This is a genomic window from Thiothrix litoralis, assembly GCF_017901135.1.
GTDB lineage: Bacteria > Pseudomonadota > Gammaproteobacteria > Thiotrichales > Thiotrichaceae > Thiothrix > Thiothrix litoralis.
Genome location: NZ_CP072801.1, coordinates 4,065,719 through 4,082,119 on the forward strand (window position 1 = coordinate 4,065,719; position 16,401 = coordinate 4,082,119).

Consider the following 16,401-nt stretch of genomic DNA (forward strand, 5'->3'; position numbering starts at 1 on the left):
CAGATAATCACTTGACTCTCATTGTAAGGCGTCAAATCAGCGGGTTATGAGTATGACCTGCTGATCTGACGCCAATTTTTTGTCATGTGTGTTAGTGTTCAGAATAGGTAGGTTACAATCATTGTCAGTAACGCTTAAAAGGATGCGATCTTGCCTATGAAACAATTCGTTTGGGGTTTGTGCTTGTTGGGGGTAAGTTCGCCTGGGTTTGCCGCTTTTTTCCAGCAAACCGAAGAGGATGCTGCCGCCAAAGCCGAATCGCCGGTTAAGGTCAGCATTCAAGGGGCGGATACCGCGCTGGCGGATAATTTGAAGGCGTTTATGCCCTCCTTGCGTAACCTCAAATGCGATAGTTCTAGTGATCGGGTCGGGCGCTTCATCGAGTCTGCGGAGGAAAAACTGCACGAAGGTGCGGAAGCGATGGGCTATTACAGTGCCCGCTTTCAGGTCACGTCAGCGCAGCAGGGTAATTGTCTGGCTTTACACGTTGCTGTTCAGCCCGGCGAGCCTGTTAAGGTGACCCAAGTCGAGGTGCAGGTGACGGGAGTGGGCAAGGATTTGCCAGAGTTTCGTGCTATTAGCGCCGTTCCGCCTTATCAAAAGGGCGATGTATTCGTACACCAGCAGTACGAAGATTTCAAAGCCAACCTTAATCGAACAGCCAATAATCTGGGCTTTTTCGATGCAGAATATATCGTGCGTGAAATACAGGTCGACCCCGATACCCGTCAGGCACAAGTGCGTTTACATTTTGATACGGGCAAGCGCTATCAGGTTGGCAAGGTCAAGGTAGAGCAGGATGTGTTGGCCGAAAAATACCTGAACCGTTACCTGCGGGTGCGCGAAGGCGACACGTACAACGCCGAAACACTGTTGAAACAGCAGCGTATTCTGGATGGGAGCGGTTATTACAGTGATGTGCAGGTGAATGGCGCTTACCAGAAGGCTGAGAATGGCGCTGTTCCAGTCAGCATTACTGCTCAGCGGCGTAAGCGTTACACTTATACAGGACAGACAGGTTACGGTACAGACACGGGCTTTCGTGTTGAAGCGGGCATGGAGGCTCATTGGGTGAATGATAAAGGCCACAAGCTCAGTACCAAGGGCGTGCTCGCACAAAATGAACAGTCAGTGGAGGGGACTTACAAAGTTCCACTCTGGCATCCTGAACACGAATACACCAGCTTGTCAGGCGGTTGGCAGCATACCGATAGTGATGACATCGAGAGTACAGCGCTCAAGCTGGGGGTGGATTACAACCGTCGTAGCGCGGATGACTGGCAACAAACGGTTTTCATTAATTACCTTGACGAGACGACGAAGGTGGTCAGTGAGGATGAAACCCGCTCCCAACTGGCACTGGTAGGGGGGCGTCTCAAAAAGACCAAAACGGACGATTTATTATTCCCCACTCAGGGCTGGCAGTTGGCGGCAGAGGTACAGGGGGCAGTAAAAGGTGTGCTGAGTGATCAAAGCCTGTTACAGGGTAAAGTGAATGCTAAATACCTGCATACCTTGGAGCGTGGTGACAAGCTGATCCTACAAGGTTCGGCAGGCACGACCGTGACCAGTGATCTGGATGAAATGCCCAAATCCCTGCGTTTTTTTGCGGGTGGGCAAAGCTCAGTGCGCGGTTACGATTTTGAGTCACTGGGCGAAACCAATACGGCTGGTGATGTTATCGGTGGCAAGCACCTGCTGACCAGCAGTGTGGAATATGAACACCCTGTGCAAGATAAGTGGAGCGCAGCCGCTTTTGTCGATGCGGGAAATGCTTTTGATGATGCTGCGGATTTGAGCATGAAGGTCGGTGCTGGTTTCGGGGCACGTTACAAATCACCGCTGGGGCCTATCCGCGCCGATATTGCGTCCCCGACGGATGATCCGGGTGATGTGCATTTCTACTTCAGCTTGGGGCCTGATTTGTGAAAACGTGGCTAAAATACTTATTGGTGCATCCGCTGGCGGTGCTGCTGCTTGGCGTAGTGCTGGCGTTGGCATTCGGGGTCTTTTTGGCCGTTTCGCAAGCCGGAACCCGTTTGTTGTTGGGCACTGCCCAGCGTTTCGTGCCGGAGTTGGCGCTGCAAGGCGTGGGGGGCGCACTCATAGACGGGGTGTCGCTGGGCAGTTTGCGTTGGGAAGACGCGACTACCCGCGTGGAGGCCAGCAATGTGGTGCTGAAAAATTCCCTCGATATGGGCACGCCGCCTACGCTGCATGTGGAAAGCTTGCACGCCGATAAACTGGTGGTAACGCTTCAGGATACGCCTGCGGATGCAGGGAAGAATGAGCCATTTGAACTGCCCAGTATTTTGCTGCCCTTGAATGTGGATGCTCAGCAAGTTGAGATTGGTGAGCTGGAAATCCACACGGGGGCGGAGGTATTGCGCTTCCGCGATGTGGCCTTGACCGGGCATACTCGCGATGGGCGCTTGCAAGTGGATAGCCTGAAAACGCAGATTTACGACGCTCAGGGTAAAGCCGACCTTGCGCTGGATGGCAGCATGGGGCTGGATAAGCCGCACGCCTTGGATACCCGTCTGAACGTGGTTTCCGACAGCAAAATCTGGGGCGTAGGCAAGGCCGCAATCCAGTTGGGTGGCGAGTTACAGCACTACGATCTGGGTCTGGATGCGGATTGGAAATATGACACTTACCCACGTTATCAGGGAAAATTGCAGGGCAAGGGGACGTTTAACGACCTCGCAATCAGTCAGTTGCAACTTGATGGTGAAGCGGGTGGCCTGACGGCCAAGGGCAGCATCGGTTGGCAGAATGGCTTTGATTGGGATGCAGCTCTGACCGGCAAGCAAATTAATCCGGCGGCGTTCCTCAAAGAATGGCCAGCCAAGCTGGATGTGGCGTTGACGTCCAAGGGCGCGTTGAGCGGCGGCAAAACCGACATTGCGCTGGATATTACGCAGTTGCAAGGCAAGTTGCGCGATTACCCGGTGGATGCCAAAGGGCGGGGCGACTGGAACGGCAAGTTGCTGGCCTTGCATTCACTGGATGCCAAAGTCGGGGATAATCGTCTGCAAGCCAAGGGTAATGCGGGCGATAAACTGGCGGTGGAATGGCAACTGGATGCGCCCGCCCTTACCCAGCTTTACCCGAAAATCAAGGGCAATGCCAAAGGTAAGGGGGTCTTGCGTGGCTTGTCGGATGGTTCGCAATTGCAACTGGATGTCGCTGATTTGTCTGGCAAGGTGGAAGGTTACGACCTGAATGCCAAGGGCAAACTCGATTGGGGCAAGCAAAAGCTAGCGGCGCAAGATGTCATTATTCAGTCGGGTGGTAACCGGCTGGAAGTCTCCGGGCAGGCGATGGAGCCGTTTGATTTGCGTTGGAAAGTGGATGCTAAAAACCTTGCCAAAGCTTGGAAGGGCTTGGAAGGCAGTTTGCAGGGCGAAGGTATCCTCAAAGGCAAGCTGGATAAGCCAGAGATTCAGGCCGATTTGAAAGGCAGCAAATTACGCTATCAGGATTATCGGCTGGGGGCGTTGGATTTAAAAGCGCAGCAAGTGGACGAGCGTTACGACATCAAGGGTACGTTGCGTGATTTCAAGAGCGGTGACACGCTGATCGAATCTGCCAAGGTGGACGGGCAGGGAACTGTGACCAATCACCGCGTGACCGCGCAAATCGTACACGAGGTGGGCAAGATGGATGTGTCTGCTAACGGTGGTTGGAAAAATGAGCAGTGGACGGGGACGATTCCGAGCCTTTCCTTGCGTGATACGCCAGCGGGTGATTGGTCGATGGCAGCACCGATCAGTCTTCAGGCTTCAGCCAAAGCATTCAGCAGTTCGAGGATTTGCTTGACCCGGCGGGATGCTTCACGTGCGTGTGGCAAACCGGCGTGGACACCACAGGCGGGTTTCAGTATTGCGGGTGACTTGCAGCAGATTCCGCTGGTGATGTTGCGCCCGTGGTTGCCAGAAAACCTGAGTGTGGCGGGGAGTGCCAATGCAGATTACCGTTTTGAGCAACGTGGCGGCAAGCCCGTGGCGGAGGTAGCCTTACGTTTGCCGGACAGTTCGGTGAGTATGCGGGGGAGCAAGGGCAAAACCGAAACCTTGCAATACACCAATACCCGCGCTGATGTGAGTCTCAACGATCGGCGAATGGATGTGACGGCGCAATTGGATTTGGTCAGGTACGGGCAATTACGCGCTGATGGGCGTATTGATCTGTCTCCGGCGGATGGCAATTACCGTATTAATGCGCGTATGAGTGCCAATATGCCGGATATTGCGTGGTTGGAGCGGTTTTCACCGCAGATTTCCCGCTTGCAAGGCAGCGTTAACGGTGATGTGACGATAACCGGTCTGTTGAAACAGCCAGCCGTTACGGGGGATGTGCGCTTGACGGGTGGGCAAGTGCATTTGCCAGAAGCTGACGTGACGCTCGATGCGATTAACCTTAGCATGAAAGCCACGGGTACCGAGCGGGCTACCATCAATGGTTCGTTGCGGGCAGGGTCAGGCATGATGAGTGCCAATGGTGTGTTGTCATTGGCTAATTTGCCGAATTGGCAGGCAGATGTGGCGTTGCAGGGCAATAACCTGAAGCTGATGGATACGCATGAAGTACAGGCGCTGGTTTCCCCGGATTTGAGGATTCAGGCGAGTCCCAGTGATGTGTCGATTTCTGGCACGGTGCTGATTCCTGAGGCGACGGTGAGTTTGCGGGAAATTCCCCAGACCGCTAGCGCCCGCTCGGATGATGTGATTATTGTGGGACGTTCCGCCGGTACTGTGGGGCAGTCTGGGCAAGTTGAAGTCTTGGTGAAGGATGCGCCCTTAAACATTAAGCCGAATGTGACGATTGAGCTGGGCGACAAGGTGAAGTTCAATGGTTTTGGGTTGGATGCACGCTTGGCAGGTAAGCTGCGGGTGTTGCGTACCCGTCAGGACATTATCGCGGAAGGCGTGTTGAGTGTGGTGGATGGTGTCTACAAGGCTTACGGCCAGAATCTGAAAATCGAGCGCGGGCGTTTGATTTTCAATGGGCCGTTGAATAATCCAGGGCTGGATGTGCGGGCAGTGCGTGAAGTCGAAGATGGTGAAATCAAGGTGGGTATTTCACTGGCAGGGACGGTGCAACAGCCTGAATCGACACTATTTTCCACGCCGACACAAACGCAAAGCGATACCTTGAGTTATTTGTTGACGGGACGTGCGATGTCGAGTGTGAGTGGAAGCCAGTCAGCCTTGTTGATGGATGCGATTACCGGACTTGGTGTTGCAGGTGGGGAAAGTCTCGCACAGCAGCTTGGCGGTAGCCTAGGCTTGGATGAGGTGGGCTTGAAAGCCAAAAATGGTAATTTCGACGAGAGTGAGCTGGCGCTGGGTAAGCGTTTGGGGGCACGACTCTATGTGCGTTACATCGTGAGTTTGTTTGATTCTTTGCAGCGAGTGGCGATTACTTACCAGATTAACAAACATTTGCAGGTGGAAGCGCAAGCAGGTGTGCAGCAAGGTGTCGATCTGATTTACAAGATCGACACCGATGTGGGGCCATTAAGGGAGAATTAGGGCATTAGCAGCCGCGCCCGATGGCGTAGTAGGTGATGCCCTTTTTCGCCATCTGTTCTGGTGAGTACAGGTTGCGCCCATCGATGATCACGGGGTCTTTGAGTTTGGACTTGATGGCCTCGAAGTCGGGGCTGCGGAATTGCTGCCATTCGGTCACGATTACCAGACAGTCGGCACCTTGCAGCGCGTCTTCGGCGGTGTTGCACAGGGTCAAATCGTCGCGCTGGCCGTAGATGCGGGTGCATTCTTCCATGGCTACCGGGTCGAAGGCTTGTACCTTGACGCCTTGTTGCCACAGGGCTTCCATCAGGTTGCGGCTGGAGGCTTCACGCATGTCGTCGGTGTTGGGTTTGAATGCCAAGCCCCACAATGCCACGGTTTTGCCTTCCAGATTTGCGCCGTAATGCTTTTGCAGCTTCTCGAAGGGTTTGTTTTTTTGGCGATAGTTGACCGATTCTACGGCAGATAACAGTTCGGCATGGTAGCCGATTTCGCGGGCGGTACGTTCGAGTGCTTGCACATCTTTGGGGAAACACGAGCCGCCGTAGCCACAGCCGGGGTAGATGAAATGGTAGCCAATGCGCGGGTCGGAACCGATGCCAATGCGCACTTTTTCGATGTCCGCACCCAGCAGTTCTGCCATATTCGCCAGCTCATTCATGAAACTGATTTTGGTGGCTAGCATGGCATTGGCAGCGTACTTGGTGAGTTCGGCGGAGCGGATGTCCATTTCCACCAGACGGTCATGGCTGCGGTTGAAAGGGGCGTACAGTTCGCGCATCAGTTCGGTGGTACGGGGATTATCCGTGCCGATGACAATGCGGTCGGGCTTCATGAAGTCGTCCAGCGCAGCACCTTCCTTGAGGAATTCGGGGTTGGAAACCACATCGAATTCGGCATTGAAGGCGCGTTGTTCCAGCACTTCCTGCATGGCAGCACGTACCCTGTCAGCCGTGCCAACGGGCACGGTGGATTTGTCGACGACGATGCGGTAACTGTCCATGTGCTGGGCGATGGAGCGGGCAACGGTCAGGACATAACGTAGGTCAGCGGAGCCATCTTCATCCGGCGGCGTACCAACCGCAATGAACTGGAATAGACCGTGGGCGACGCCTTCGGCGGCGGAAAGGGTGAATTTCAGGCGTCCGGCGGTGATGTTGGCTTGCACCATTTTGTCTAGGCCAGGTTCATGGATGGGGATTTCGCCGTTGAGTAACATGTTGATTTTACGTTCATCAACATCGACGCACAGGACATCGTTGCCCACTTGTGCCAGACATGCGCCCGTTACTAGGCCGACATAGCCCGAACCGTAAATTGTAACCTTCATTGATTGGTTCCTGAATAAATAACTGGATTTTTATATGGGATACGAATTATGATCGTACTCGCTAATTTTTGTAACAATTAAACCGACGAGCTTACCAGTTTGGCCGCCGAAAATTAATGACAAGATTCTGCTTTTTCAAGGTTGACATTGGGGAGTGATTCACTCACAATGCCGTCCTTTCCAGTCGGAGGGGTTCCCGAGCGGTCAAAGGGGACAGACTGTAAATCTGTTGGCTCTGCCTTCGAAGGTTCGAATCCTTCCCCCTCCACCATATTTTAGTTTGCACGTTCAGCTTGATTTGTGTCATGCGGTACGATGCGGGCACACGACTTCAGGCGGGTGTAGTTCAATGGTAGAACTTCAGCCTTCCAAGCTGATTGCGTGGGTTCGATTCCCATCACCCGCTCCAATTTCTGGCTGAGTCGTTAAAATGGTTTTGCTCTCATAGCTCAGGTGGTAGAGCGCATCCTTGGTAAGGATGAGGTCGGCAGTTCGACTCTGCCTGAGAGCACCAATTATTCAGGAATTCAACGGGAAGTTATCGATCATGGCAAAGAGTAAATTTGAGCGTAATAAAACGCACGTAAACGTAGGTACCATTGGTCACGTTGACCACGGTAAAACTACATTGACAGCGGCGTTGACCGTTGTTCAGTCTAAAAAGTTTGGCGGCGAATCAAAAGCTTATGACCAGATTGATGCGGCTCCTGAAGAAAAAGCGCGTGGTATCACCATTTCCACTGCTCACGTTGAGTATGAATCTGAGACGCGCCACTACGCACACGTTGACTGCCCAGGCCATGCTGACTATGTTAAAAATATGATCACGGGTGCGGCACAGATGGACGGCGCAATCCTAGTTTGTTCCGCTGCTGACGGCCCAATGCCACAGACGCGTGAGCACATCCTGCTGTCCCGTCAGGTCGGCGTTCCTTATGTCGTAGTTTACATGAACAAGTGCGACCTGGTTGATGACGAAGAGTTGTTGGAACTGGTTGAAATGGAACTGCGTGAATTGCTGTCCAGCTATGACTTCCCTGGTGATGATACGCCCATCGTCAAGGGCTCTGCCCGTATGGCGCTGGAAGGTGATGAGTCTGACATCGGCGTGCCATCCATTGCTCGTCTGATCGAAGCGATTGATACCTTCATTCCAGACCCGGTGCGTGCAGTTGATGGCACTTTCCTGATGCCTGTGGAAGACGTATTCTCCATCTCCGGTCGTGGTACTGTTGTAACTGGTCGTATCGAACGTGGTGTAGTCAAAGTGGGCGAAACCATCGAGATCGTTGGTATTCGTGCGACTCAAACCACGACTGTTACGGGCGTTGAAATGTTCCGTAAGTTGCTCGACCAAGGTATGGCGGGTGACAACGTGGGTTTGTTGCTGCGTGGCACCAAGCGTGACGACGTAGAGCGTGGTCAGGTGTTGTGTAAGCCAGGTTCTATCAAGCCACATACTAAATTTGAAGCGGAAGTTTATGTTCTGTCCAAGGATGAAGGTGGTCGTCATACGCCATTCTTCAAAGGCTATCGCCCACAGTTTTACTTCCGTACAACTGACGTAACAGGCGCTTGCGAGCTGCCAGAAGGCGTTGAGATGGTTATGCCGGGCGACAACGTTAAGTTGGTTGTTACCCTGATTAACCCAATTGCGATGGAAGACGGTTTGCGTTTTGCTATCCGTGAAGGCGGTCGTACTGTTGGTGCTGGCGTTGTTGCCAAAATCTTCGAGTAAATAACCTCTTGTATTTTGAAAGAGCAGAGAGTATCCTCTCCGCTCTTTCTTGCCTTTACAGGCCAATAGCTCAATTGGCAGAGCGGCGGTCTCCAAAACCGCAGGTTGGGGGTTCGATTCCCTCTTGGCCTGCCATCTTTTTAGATGGCTTTGGACAGTAAATTGTGATTGTTTAGATGTAAACTATTTTACAGTGTGTTATCCAAAGTCATTCGACTATCAGATTTGGTAAAAAATAAATGTCAGTACATACCGAAGAACAGGGCTCATCACTTGATACGATAAAGCTCGTCGTGGCTCTCGCGCTTCTGTTTGCGGGAATAGCAGGCTTCTATTATTTCGCGGAATGGCAAGGACAGGCGGTTTCTACCTTGCTGCGTGTGCTGGGTTTGCTGGTTGTGGCGGGTGTTGCGATTGCGGTTGCTGCGTCAAGCCTTGCTGGTAAGCGCTTTCTGGGCTTTATGAAAGACTCTCGTCTTGAAGTCCGCAAAATGGTGTGGCCGACTCGTGCTGAAACACTCCAGACCACCCTGATGGTAATGGTCATTGTCATAATCCTTTCTATTTTCCTTTGGGGTGTTGACTCCCTGCTTGGTTGGGGAATCAGAAGTCTGCTTGGTGGAGGACATGTTTAATGGCAATGCGCTGGTACGTTGTGCAGGCTTATTCCGGTTTTGAAAATCAAGTAAAGCGCTCGCTTGAAGAGCGCCTTGTGCGTTTTGATTTACAAGATTCTTTTGGTCGTGTTTTGGTGCCTACTGAAGAAGTCATCGAAATACGTGATGGTCAGAAGCGTAAAAGTGAGCGGAAATTCTTTCCGGGCTATGTATTAGTCGAAATGGAAATGAATGATGAAACATGGCACATGGTTAAAGAAACGCCTAAAGTGCTGGGTTTCATTGGTGGTAAAGCAGACAAGCCAGCCCCAATCACACAGAAAGAAGTTGATAACATCATGCGCCGTGTCGAAGAGGGGGCCGAAAAGCCACGTCCGAAAGTCCTCTTTGATGCGGGTGAAGTGGTGCGAGTCACTGATGGGCCGTTTAAAGACTTCAATGGTGTAGTCGAAGAAGTCAATTACGAAAAAAGTCGCTTGTTGGTTGCAGTACAGATTTTTGGTCGCTCAACGCCCGTTGAGCTTGAATTCTATCAGGTCGAAAAAGCCTGACTTGATAGTCACGGGAAGCCTTAAGGCGTTATTACCCATTTACAGGAAAATATTATGGCAAAGAAAGTCATCGCTTTTATCAAGCTGCAAGTTCCGGCTGGTAAAGCAAATCCAAGCCCGCCAATTGGTCCAGCACTGGGTCAACGTGGTCTGAATATTATGGAGTTCTGCAAGGCGTTCAATGCTGCGACGCAGAACCTTGAAGTTGGTCTGCCTACACCTGTGGTGATTACAGCGTACAGCGACAAGAGCTTTACGTTCGTCATGAAGACCACTCCAGCTTCCGTATTGCTGAAAAAAGCTGTTGGCATCAAGTCAGGCAGCGCTAAACCAAACAGCAATAAAGTTGGTAAAGTGACTGTTGCCCAACTGGAAGAAATCGCCAAAGCGAAAACCCCGGATTTGACTGCCGCCAGCATGGAAGCCGCTATCCGTACTATCGCCGGTACTGCCCGTAGTATGGGTCTTGAAGTGGAGGGGATGTAAGATGGCAAAGCTGACTAAACGCCAAAAGGCAATCGCGGAAAAAATCGACCGCACCAAGGCTTATGCTGTTGCAGAGGCACTCGATACCTTGAAATCTCTGCCACGTGCAAAGTTTCTGGAAAGTGTTGATGTGAGCTTCAACCTCGGTGTTGATCCACGTAAATCTGATCAGGTAGTGCGTGGTTCTACTGTATTGCCAAATGGCAATGGTAAAACAGTACGTGTTGCAGTATTTGCACAAGGTGCAAACGCTGAAGCAGCGACTGCGGCTGGTGCAGACATCGTTGGTTTTGACGACCTCGCGGCTGAAATCAAAGGCGGCAAGATGGATTTTGACGTGGTTATTGCCAGTCCAGATGCTATGCGTGTGGTGGGTCAGTTGGGTCAAATCCTTGGTCCACGTGGTTTGATGCCAAACCCTAAAGTCGGCACTGTAACGCCTGACGTTGCTGGCGCTGTACGCAATGCCAAGGCTGGTCAGGTACGTTACCGTACAGACAAAGCCGGTATCATCCATTGCTCCATTGGCAATGTTGATTTTGATACTGACAAGCTGGTTGGCAATATCAATGCATTGGTTGCGGATTTGGTGAAAATGAAGCCATCCGTTTCCAAGGGCGTTTACCTGAAGAAAGTTTCCGTATCCACCACCATGGGTACAGGTTTGACAGTCGATAACGCATCGCTGTCTTACTAATGGATTGGGGCAGATTATGCCCCATTCTCCCGTTCTCAAGGAAGAGAACTGCCATGAGGCAAAAAGATATACAGGACGTATGTCGTCAGAGACCGTAGGCGCTTCACCCGAAGCTTAATGGTTCTGCATCTAATGTAGAGAACCTGCGCAGATGGCGTTCCCCGAGTCAGTAAGATGGTTTGGGACGCTGTTTCCTTCGCAAACTGGACGTTTCCAGTAAGTGATCGATAAATGGTGGAATATCCGCCGAACCAGGAGTAGATAACGTGGCATTAACACTGCAAGAGAAAAAAGAGATCGTCTCTGAAGTGGCCGCAGTTGCTGCAAGTGCTTATTCTGCGGTAGCTGCTGAGTACCGTGGATTGACCGTAGCTCAACTCACTACGTTGCGTCAAAACGCACGTAAGAATGGGGTGTACCTGCGCGTCGTGAAGAATAATCTGGCAAAAATCGCTGTTAAAGATACTGCTTTCGAGTGTATTCAAGACGGTTTAGTTGGTCCGTTGGTATTGGCGTTTTCTCAGGAAGACCCAGGTTCAGCGGCACGCCTGATTAAAGACTTCAAGAAAGACAAAGCCCATGACAAGATGGAAGTGAAATTCGTCGCTATTGACGGAAAAATGCTGCCAGCTTCTGAATTGGATCGTCTGGCGAAATTGCCAACCCGTGATCAGGCACTGGCCACCTTGGCTGCTGTCCTGCGTGCACCGTTGGATAAATTCGCTCGCACTCTTGCTGCATTGCGTGACCAAAAAGCTGAAGCCGCTGGCGTTAGCTTGGATTAATTACTGATTTAGGTTTTGGAGAATCAAAATGGCTTGTACTAAAGAAGATATGTTGGAAACGTTTGCCAACATGACAGTAACTGAAATCGTTGACTTGATTTCAGCAATCGAAGAAAAGTTTGGTGTAACAGCTGCTGTTGCTGTTGCTGGCCCTGCTGCTGCTGGTGAAGCTGCTGCTGCGGTTGAAGAGCAAACTGAATTCAACGTTGTCATGACCAGCTTCGGTGCTAACAAAATCAACGTTATCAAGGTTGTCCGTGGCGCAACGGGTCTGGGCTTGAAAGAAGCGAAAGACATGGTTGAAGGCGTTCCTTCCGTTGTGAAGGAAGCTGCTAGCAAGGACGAAGCAGAGAAGTTGAAGAAAGAACTGGAAGACGCAGGCGCAACTGTCGAACTCAAGTAAGATTGGGACGAGTTTGTTGAGCTGCAATTAGTTCTTACATACCTTGCAGGCTGACAGTGCATTTTGTGCTGTCGGCCTTTTCTCGCTTGTTAATGGCGAGTGAAAAAAATCCGGCGGTGTCGAGAGCCGGGGTTCTGATTCCAGAAGAGGAAAGACGATGGGACTGAGTTATACCGAAAAGAAACGGATCCGCAAAGATTTTGGTAAGCGACCGCATATACTGGATGTGCCTAATTTGCTCACCATTCAGTTAGACTCCTATCGACATTTCCTGCAACTGGAGAAGCCAGTTGCGGAACGCCGCGAAGTTGGGTTACATGCGGCCTTTTCATCCGTATTTCCTATTGTTAGCTACAACAATTATGTTGCGCTGGAATACGCCGATTATCGTCTGGCGGAACCTGTCTTTGATGTACAGGAATGCCAGTTGCGTGGGTTGACGTTTGCCACTTCCCTGCGCGTAAAATTGCGTCTGGTCATTTATGACAAGGATGCGCCTGCCGATGCCAAAGTGGTCAAGGCTATTAAAGAGCAGGATGTTTATCTCGGCGAATTGCCGCTGATGACAGATCGTGGCACTTTTATTATCAACGGGACTGAGCGGGTTATCGTGTCTCAGTTGCACCGTTCACCGGGTGTGTTCTTCGAGCATGACAAGGGTAAGTCCAACTCTGCTGGTAAATTGCTGCACAGTGCGCGGGTTATTCCTTACCGTGGTTCTTGGTTGGACTTCGAGTTTGACCCTAAAGATTCCATTTTTGTGCGTATCGACCGTCGTCGTAAACTTCCCTCGACTATTCTGTTGCGTGCCTTGGGTATGCAGAACGAAGGCATTCTGGATGTGTTCTTCGATAAAACGGCTGTTCATTTGAGCGATGACAGTGTTGAAATGGCGCTGGTTCCAGAACGTTTGCGTGGTGAACTGGCTTCATTTGACATCATGCTGGATGGCGAGGTGCTGGTGGAAACCGGGCGTCGTATTACCGCCAAGCATATCCGTCAACTGGAAAAATCCGGTTTGGACAAGCTGGTTGTACCTAATGAGTACATGCACGGCAAGATTCTGGCGCACAATATTATCGACTCATCCACGGGCGAGTTGCTGGCATCTGCCAATGATGAAATTACTGACGCAGTGCTGGAAAAGTTGCGTGATAACAGTGTGACTGAATTTAGCATTCTTTACACCAATGAGCTGGATCGCGGCCCATTCGTCTCCAATACGCTAAAAATTGACCCCAGCACCAGCCAGCTCGAAGCGCAAATCGAAATCTATCGCATGATGCGCCCTGGTGAGCCGCCAACAAAAGAAGCGGCAGAAAATCTGTTTAACAACTTGTTCTTCGTTGATGATCGTTATGATCTCTCGGGTGTTGGACGGATGAAGTTCAACCGTCGTTTAGGGCGTGAAGAAGCTACGGGTTCAGGTGTGCTGAATCAAGATGACATTCTGGAAGTCCTCAAGAAATTGATCGATATCCGTGACGGTCGTGACGACGTGGATGACATTGACCACCTCGGCAACCGCCGGGTACGTAGCGTCGGTGAGATGGCTGAAAACGCTTTCCGTGTTGGCTTGGTGCGTGTTGAGCGTGCCGTCAAAGAACGTTTGACGATGGCGGAAAGCGAAGGGCTGATGCCTCAAGAGCTGGTTAACTCCAAGCCGGTTTCTGCTGCGATCAAGGAATTCTTTGGTTCCAGCCAGTTATCCCAGTTCATGGACCAAAACAACCCGCTGTCAGAAGTAACCCACAAACGCCGTATTTCTGCGTTGGGACCAGGCGGTTTGACTCGTGAACGTGCAGGCTTCGAGGTACGTGACGTACATCCAACCCACTACGGTCGTGTGTGCCCGATTGAAACGCCGGAAGGCCCGAACATCGGTCTGATCAACTCTCTGGCTGTGTATGCGCGTACCAATGACTACGGTTTCTTGGAAACACCATACCGTAAGGTTATTGATAGCAAGCCTACGATGCAGATTGATTATCTATCAGCGATTGAGGAATCCAACTACGTCATCGCGCAGGCGAGTGCGGAGCTGGATGAGCATGGCGCGTTGTCTGATGAATTCGTCTCTTGCCGTCACCGTAATGAATTTACTTTGAAGCAGGCGACTGAAGTTCAGTATATGGACGTGTCGCCCAAGCAGATCGTGTCGGTAGCTGCTTCCCTGATCCCATTCTTGGAGCACGATGACGCGAACCGCGCGTTGATGGGTTCCAACATGCAACGTCAGGCAGTACCTTGCTTGCGTGCTGACAAGCCCTTGTCTGGTACGGGAATGGAGCGTGCAGTTGCACAGGATTCCGGTTCCGCCGTATCAGCCCGTCGTGGTGGGATCATTGATTCCGTGGATGCCGGGCGTATCGTGGTGCGTGTCAATGATGATGAGGCGGATGAACAGCGCGGTGGTGTTGATATTTATGGCCTGATCAAATACACCCGTTCCAATCAGAATACCTGCATCAACCAACGTCCGATTGTGAAAGTAGGTGACATCGTAGCGCGTGGCGACGTGTTGGCCGATGGTTCTTCTACCGACCTCGGTGAATTGGCGTTGGGGCAGAATATGTTCATCGCCTTCATGCCGTGGAACGGTTATAACTACGAAGACTCGATTTTGCTGTCTGAGCGCGTGGTAGATGAAGACCGTTACACCTCAATCCACATTGAGGAAATGTCTTGCTTGGCACGTGATACCAAGCTGGGGCCGGAAGAAATTACGGCGGATATTCCCAACGTCAGTGAAAGCCTGCTGGCTAAGCTGGACGAGTGCGGGATTATCCACGTTGGTGCGGAAGTAAAGCCTGGCGATATTCTGGTCGGTAAGGTTACGCCAAAAGGCGAAAGCCAATTGACCCCGGAAGAGAAGCTGTTGCGTGCCATCTTTGGTGAAAAAGCCTCAGACGTGAAAGACACTTCTTTGCGTGTGTCTACCGGCATGACGGGTACGGTTATTGACGTGCGCGTGTTTACACGTGATGGCGTCGAGCGTGATGCCCGTGCCTTGGCGATTCAGGAAGAAGATCTGAAGAAAGTCCGTAAAGACTTGCGTGATGAATTGCGTATTTACGAATCGGATATTTTCGACCGTTTTGCGAAACTGGTCACTGGTAAAGAAGCGCTGGGTGGTCCTAATCGCCTGACCTCCGGTACGGTCGTCACCGAGTCTTATCTGGATAATCTGGAGAAAAAAGACTGGTTTGCCATCCGTATGCAGGATGAGGATGTCAATCTGCAACTGGAGTCGCTTGCCAACCAGATTGACGAAAAGAAAAAGCACTACGAAACCCGTTTGCATAAGCAACGTGACAAGCTCATGGCAGGTGATGACCTCGCGCCGGGTGTGCTGAAAATGGTCAAGGTGTACATCGCGGTTAAGCGCCGGATGCAGCCGGGTGACAAGATGGCAGGTCGTCACGGTAACAAGGGTGTGGTTTCACGCATTGTGCCGGTAGAAGACATGCCATACCTTGCCAATGGCCAGACGGTCGACATCGTGTTGAACCCGTTGGGCGTTCCTTCACGGATGAACGTTGGTCAGGTACTGGAAACCCATTTAGGTTGGGCTGCGAAAGGTTTGGGTGAGAAAATTGCCCGCATGATCGACACCAAGGCGAAAGTTGATGAGCTGCGTCAGTTTATCAGCGAGATTTACGCTACCGGCGGTAATCCCAATCAGGATCACATGATTGCGGATCTCACCGATGTTGAAGTAGTAACGTTGGCTAATAACCTGCGTAAAGGCGTGCCAATGGCTACGCAGGTATTTGACGGTGCTGACGAAGCGGAAATCAAAGCCATGTTGCGCTTGGCTGACTTGCCAGAAAGCGGTCAAACCCAATTGTGTGATGGGCGTACCGGCGATATGTTTGAGCGTAAGGTAACGGTTGGTTACATGCACATGCTCAAACTCAACCACTTGGTTGATGACAAAATGCACGCCCGCTCGACTGGCCCTTACAGCCTTGTTACCCAGCAGCCGTTGGGTGGTAAAGCACAGTTTGGTGGTCAGCGTTTCGGGGAGATGGAAGTTTGGGCGCTGGAAGCTTACGGCGCGGCTTACACCTTGCAAGAAATGCTCACGGTCAAGTCGGATGACGTCAACGGTCGTAACAAGATGTACAAAAACATCGTGGACGGCGACCACTTCATGGAAGCCAGTATGCCTGAGTCCTTCAACGTATTGATGAAGGAAATCCGCTCACTTGGTTTGAATATTGAACTGGAACGGGACTAACACAGGATTGATTG

General features: G+C 51.4%; 11 protein-coding genes and 4 tRNA genes. 14 read left to right on the plus strand and 1 reads right to left on the minus strand.

Annotated features, from left to right (window positions below):
* Positions 1-156: 156 nt before the first annotated feature.
* Positions 157-1,929 (plus strand): autotransporter assembly complex protein TamA, encoded by a 1,773-nt coding sequence (locus J9253_RS19680; protein ID WP_210222529.1) that lies wholly within the window; start codon positions 157-159, stop codon positions 1,927-1,929.
* Positions 1,926-5,537, plus strand: coding sequence for a translocation/assembly module TamB domain-containing protein (locus J9253_RS19685; protein WP_210222530.1), 3,612 nt, complete (start codon positions 1,926-1,928; stop codon positions 5,535-5,537). Before J9253_RS19680 ends, J9253_RS19685 begins: the two co-directional genes overlap by 4 nt.
* Before the next feature lie 4 nt (positions 5,538-5,541).
* Here the strand turns inward: J9253_RS19685 and J9253_RS19690 are convergent, their stop codons facing one another.
* Positions 5,542-6,867, minus strand: a complete 1,326-nt coding sequence (locus tag J9253_RS19690; RefSeq protein ID WP_210222531.1) for a UDP-glucose dehydrogenase family protein — start codon at positions 6,865-6,867, stop codon at positions 5,542-5,544.
* Positions 6,868-7,053: 186 nt separating this feature from the next.
* On the opposite strand from J9253_RS19690, the gene J9253_RS19695 reads away from it, so the two are divergent.
* The 12 genes from J9253_RS19695 to rpoB all read left to right on the plus strand — a co-directional run bounded on the left by J9253_RS19695 (position 7,054) and on the right by rpoB (position 16,387).
* Positions 7,054-7,138 (plus strand) — tRNA-Tyr (locus tag J9253_RS19695).
* Between the two features lie 64 nt (positions 7,139-7,202).
* Positions 7,203-7,276, plus strand: a tRNA-Gly gene (locus tag J9253_RS19700).
* Between the two features lie 29 nt (positions 7,277-7,305).
* Positions 7,306-7,381: transfer RNA gene (locus J9253_RS19705), tRNA-Thr, on the plus strand.
* 33 nt (positions 7,382-7,414) lie between these two features.
* On the plus strand, positions 7,415-8,605 hold the full coding sequence (tuf, locus tag J9253_RS19710) for an elongation factor Tu (protein ID WP_210222532.1): 1,191 nt from the start codon (positions 7,415-7,417) through the stop codon (positions 8,603-8,605).
* 59 nt (positions 8,606-8,664) lie between these two features.
* Positions 8,665-8,740, plus strand: a tRNA-Trp gene (locus J9253_RS19715).
* A gap of 104 nt (positions 8,741-8,844) precedes the next feature.
* Positions 8,845-9,240, plus strand: coding sequence for a preprotein translocase subunit SecE (gene secE, locus J9253_RS19720; protein WP_210222533.1), 396 nt, complete (start codon positions 8,845-8,847; stop codon positions 9,238-9,240).
* Positions 9,240-9,773, plus strand: coding sequence for a transcription termination/antitermination protein NusG (gene nusG / locus J9253_RS19725; RefSeq protein ID WP_210222534.1), 534 nt, complete (start codon positions 9,240-9,242; stop codon positions 9,771-9,773). The genes secE and nusG overlap by 1 nt, the downstream gene beginning before the upstream one ends.
* 54 nt (positions 9,774-9,827) lie before the next feature.
* Positions 9,828-10,259 (plus strand): 50S ribosomal protein L11, encoded by a 432-nt coding sequence (gene rplK, locus J9253_RS19730; RefSeq protein ID WP_028489184.1) that lies wholly within the window; start codon positions 9,828-9,830, stop codon positions 10,257-10,259.
* A 1-nt stretch (position 10,260) separates the two neighbouring features.
* A complete protein-coding gene (rplA, locus tag J9253_RS19735) occupies positions 10,261-10,956 on the plus strand; it encodes a 50S ribosomal protein L1 (protein WP_210222535.1) in 696 nt (231 codons plus the stop codon).
* Between the two features lie 266 nt (positions 10,957-11,222).
* Entirely contained in the window at positions 11,223-11,741 is a 519-nt protein-coding gene (gene rplJ, locus J9253_RS19740; protein ID WP_028489186.1) for a 50S ribosomal protein L10, read from the plus strand.
* 28 nt (positions 11,742-11,769) lie between these two features.
* Positions 11,770-12,144 (plus strand): 50S ribosomal protein L7/L12, encoded by a 375-nt coding sequence (gene rplL / locus J9253_RS19745; protein ID WP_210222536.1) that lies wholly within the window; start codon positions 11,770-11,772, stop codon positions 12,142-12,144.
* Positions 12,145-12,301: 157 nt separating this feature from the next.
* Positions 12,302-16,387 (plus strand): DNA-directed RNA polymerase subunit beta, encoded by a 4,086-nt coding sequence (gene rpoB / locus J9253_RS19750; RefSeq protein ID WP_210222537.1) that lies wholly within the window; start codon positions 12,302-12,304, stop codon positions 16,385-16,387.
* Positions 16,388-16,401 lie beyond the last annotated feature (14 nt).

What these genes read in the sequence shown, in the direction of transcription:
- J9253_RS19680 (WP_210222529.1), top strand. Translation starts at nt 157, where the DNA reads ATGAAACAATTCGTTTGGGGTTTGTGCTTGTTGGGGGTAAGTTCGCCT.
- J9253_RS19690 (WP_210222531.1), bottom strand. Translation starts at nt 6,867, where the DNA reads ATGAAGGTTACAATTTACGGTTCGGGCTATGTCGGCCTAGTAACGGGC.
- tuf (WP_210222532.1), top strand. Translation starts at nt 7,415, where the DNA reads ATGGCAAAGAGTAAATTTGAGCGTAATAAAACGCACGTAAACGTAGGT.
- secE (WP_210222533.1), top strand. Translation starts at nt 8,845, where the DNA reads ATGTCAGTACATACCGAAGAACAGGGCTCATCACTTGATACGATAAAG.
- nusG (WP_210222534.1), top strand. Translation starts at nt 9,240, where the DNA reads ATGGCAATGCGCTGGTACGTTGTGCAGGCTTATTCCGGTTTTGAAAAT.
- rplK (WP_028489184.1), top strand. Translation starts at nt 9,828, where the DNA reads ATGGCAAAGAAAGTCATCGCTTTTATCAAGCTGCAAGTTCCGGCTGGT.
- rplA (WP_210222535.1), top strand. Translation starts at nt 10,261, where the DNA reads ATGGCAAAGCTGACTAAACGCCAAAAGGCAATCGCGGAAAAAATCGAC.
- rplL (WP_210222536.1), top strand. Translation starts at nt 11,770, where the DNA reads ATGGCTTGTACTAAAGAAGATATGTTGGAAACGTTTGCCAACATGACA.
- rpoB (WP_210222537.1), top strand. Translation starts at nt 12,302, where the DNA reads ATGGGACTGAGTTATACCGAAAAGAAACGGATCCGCAAAGATTTTGGT.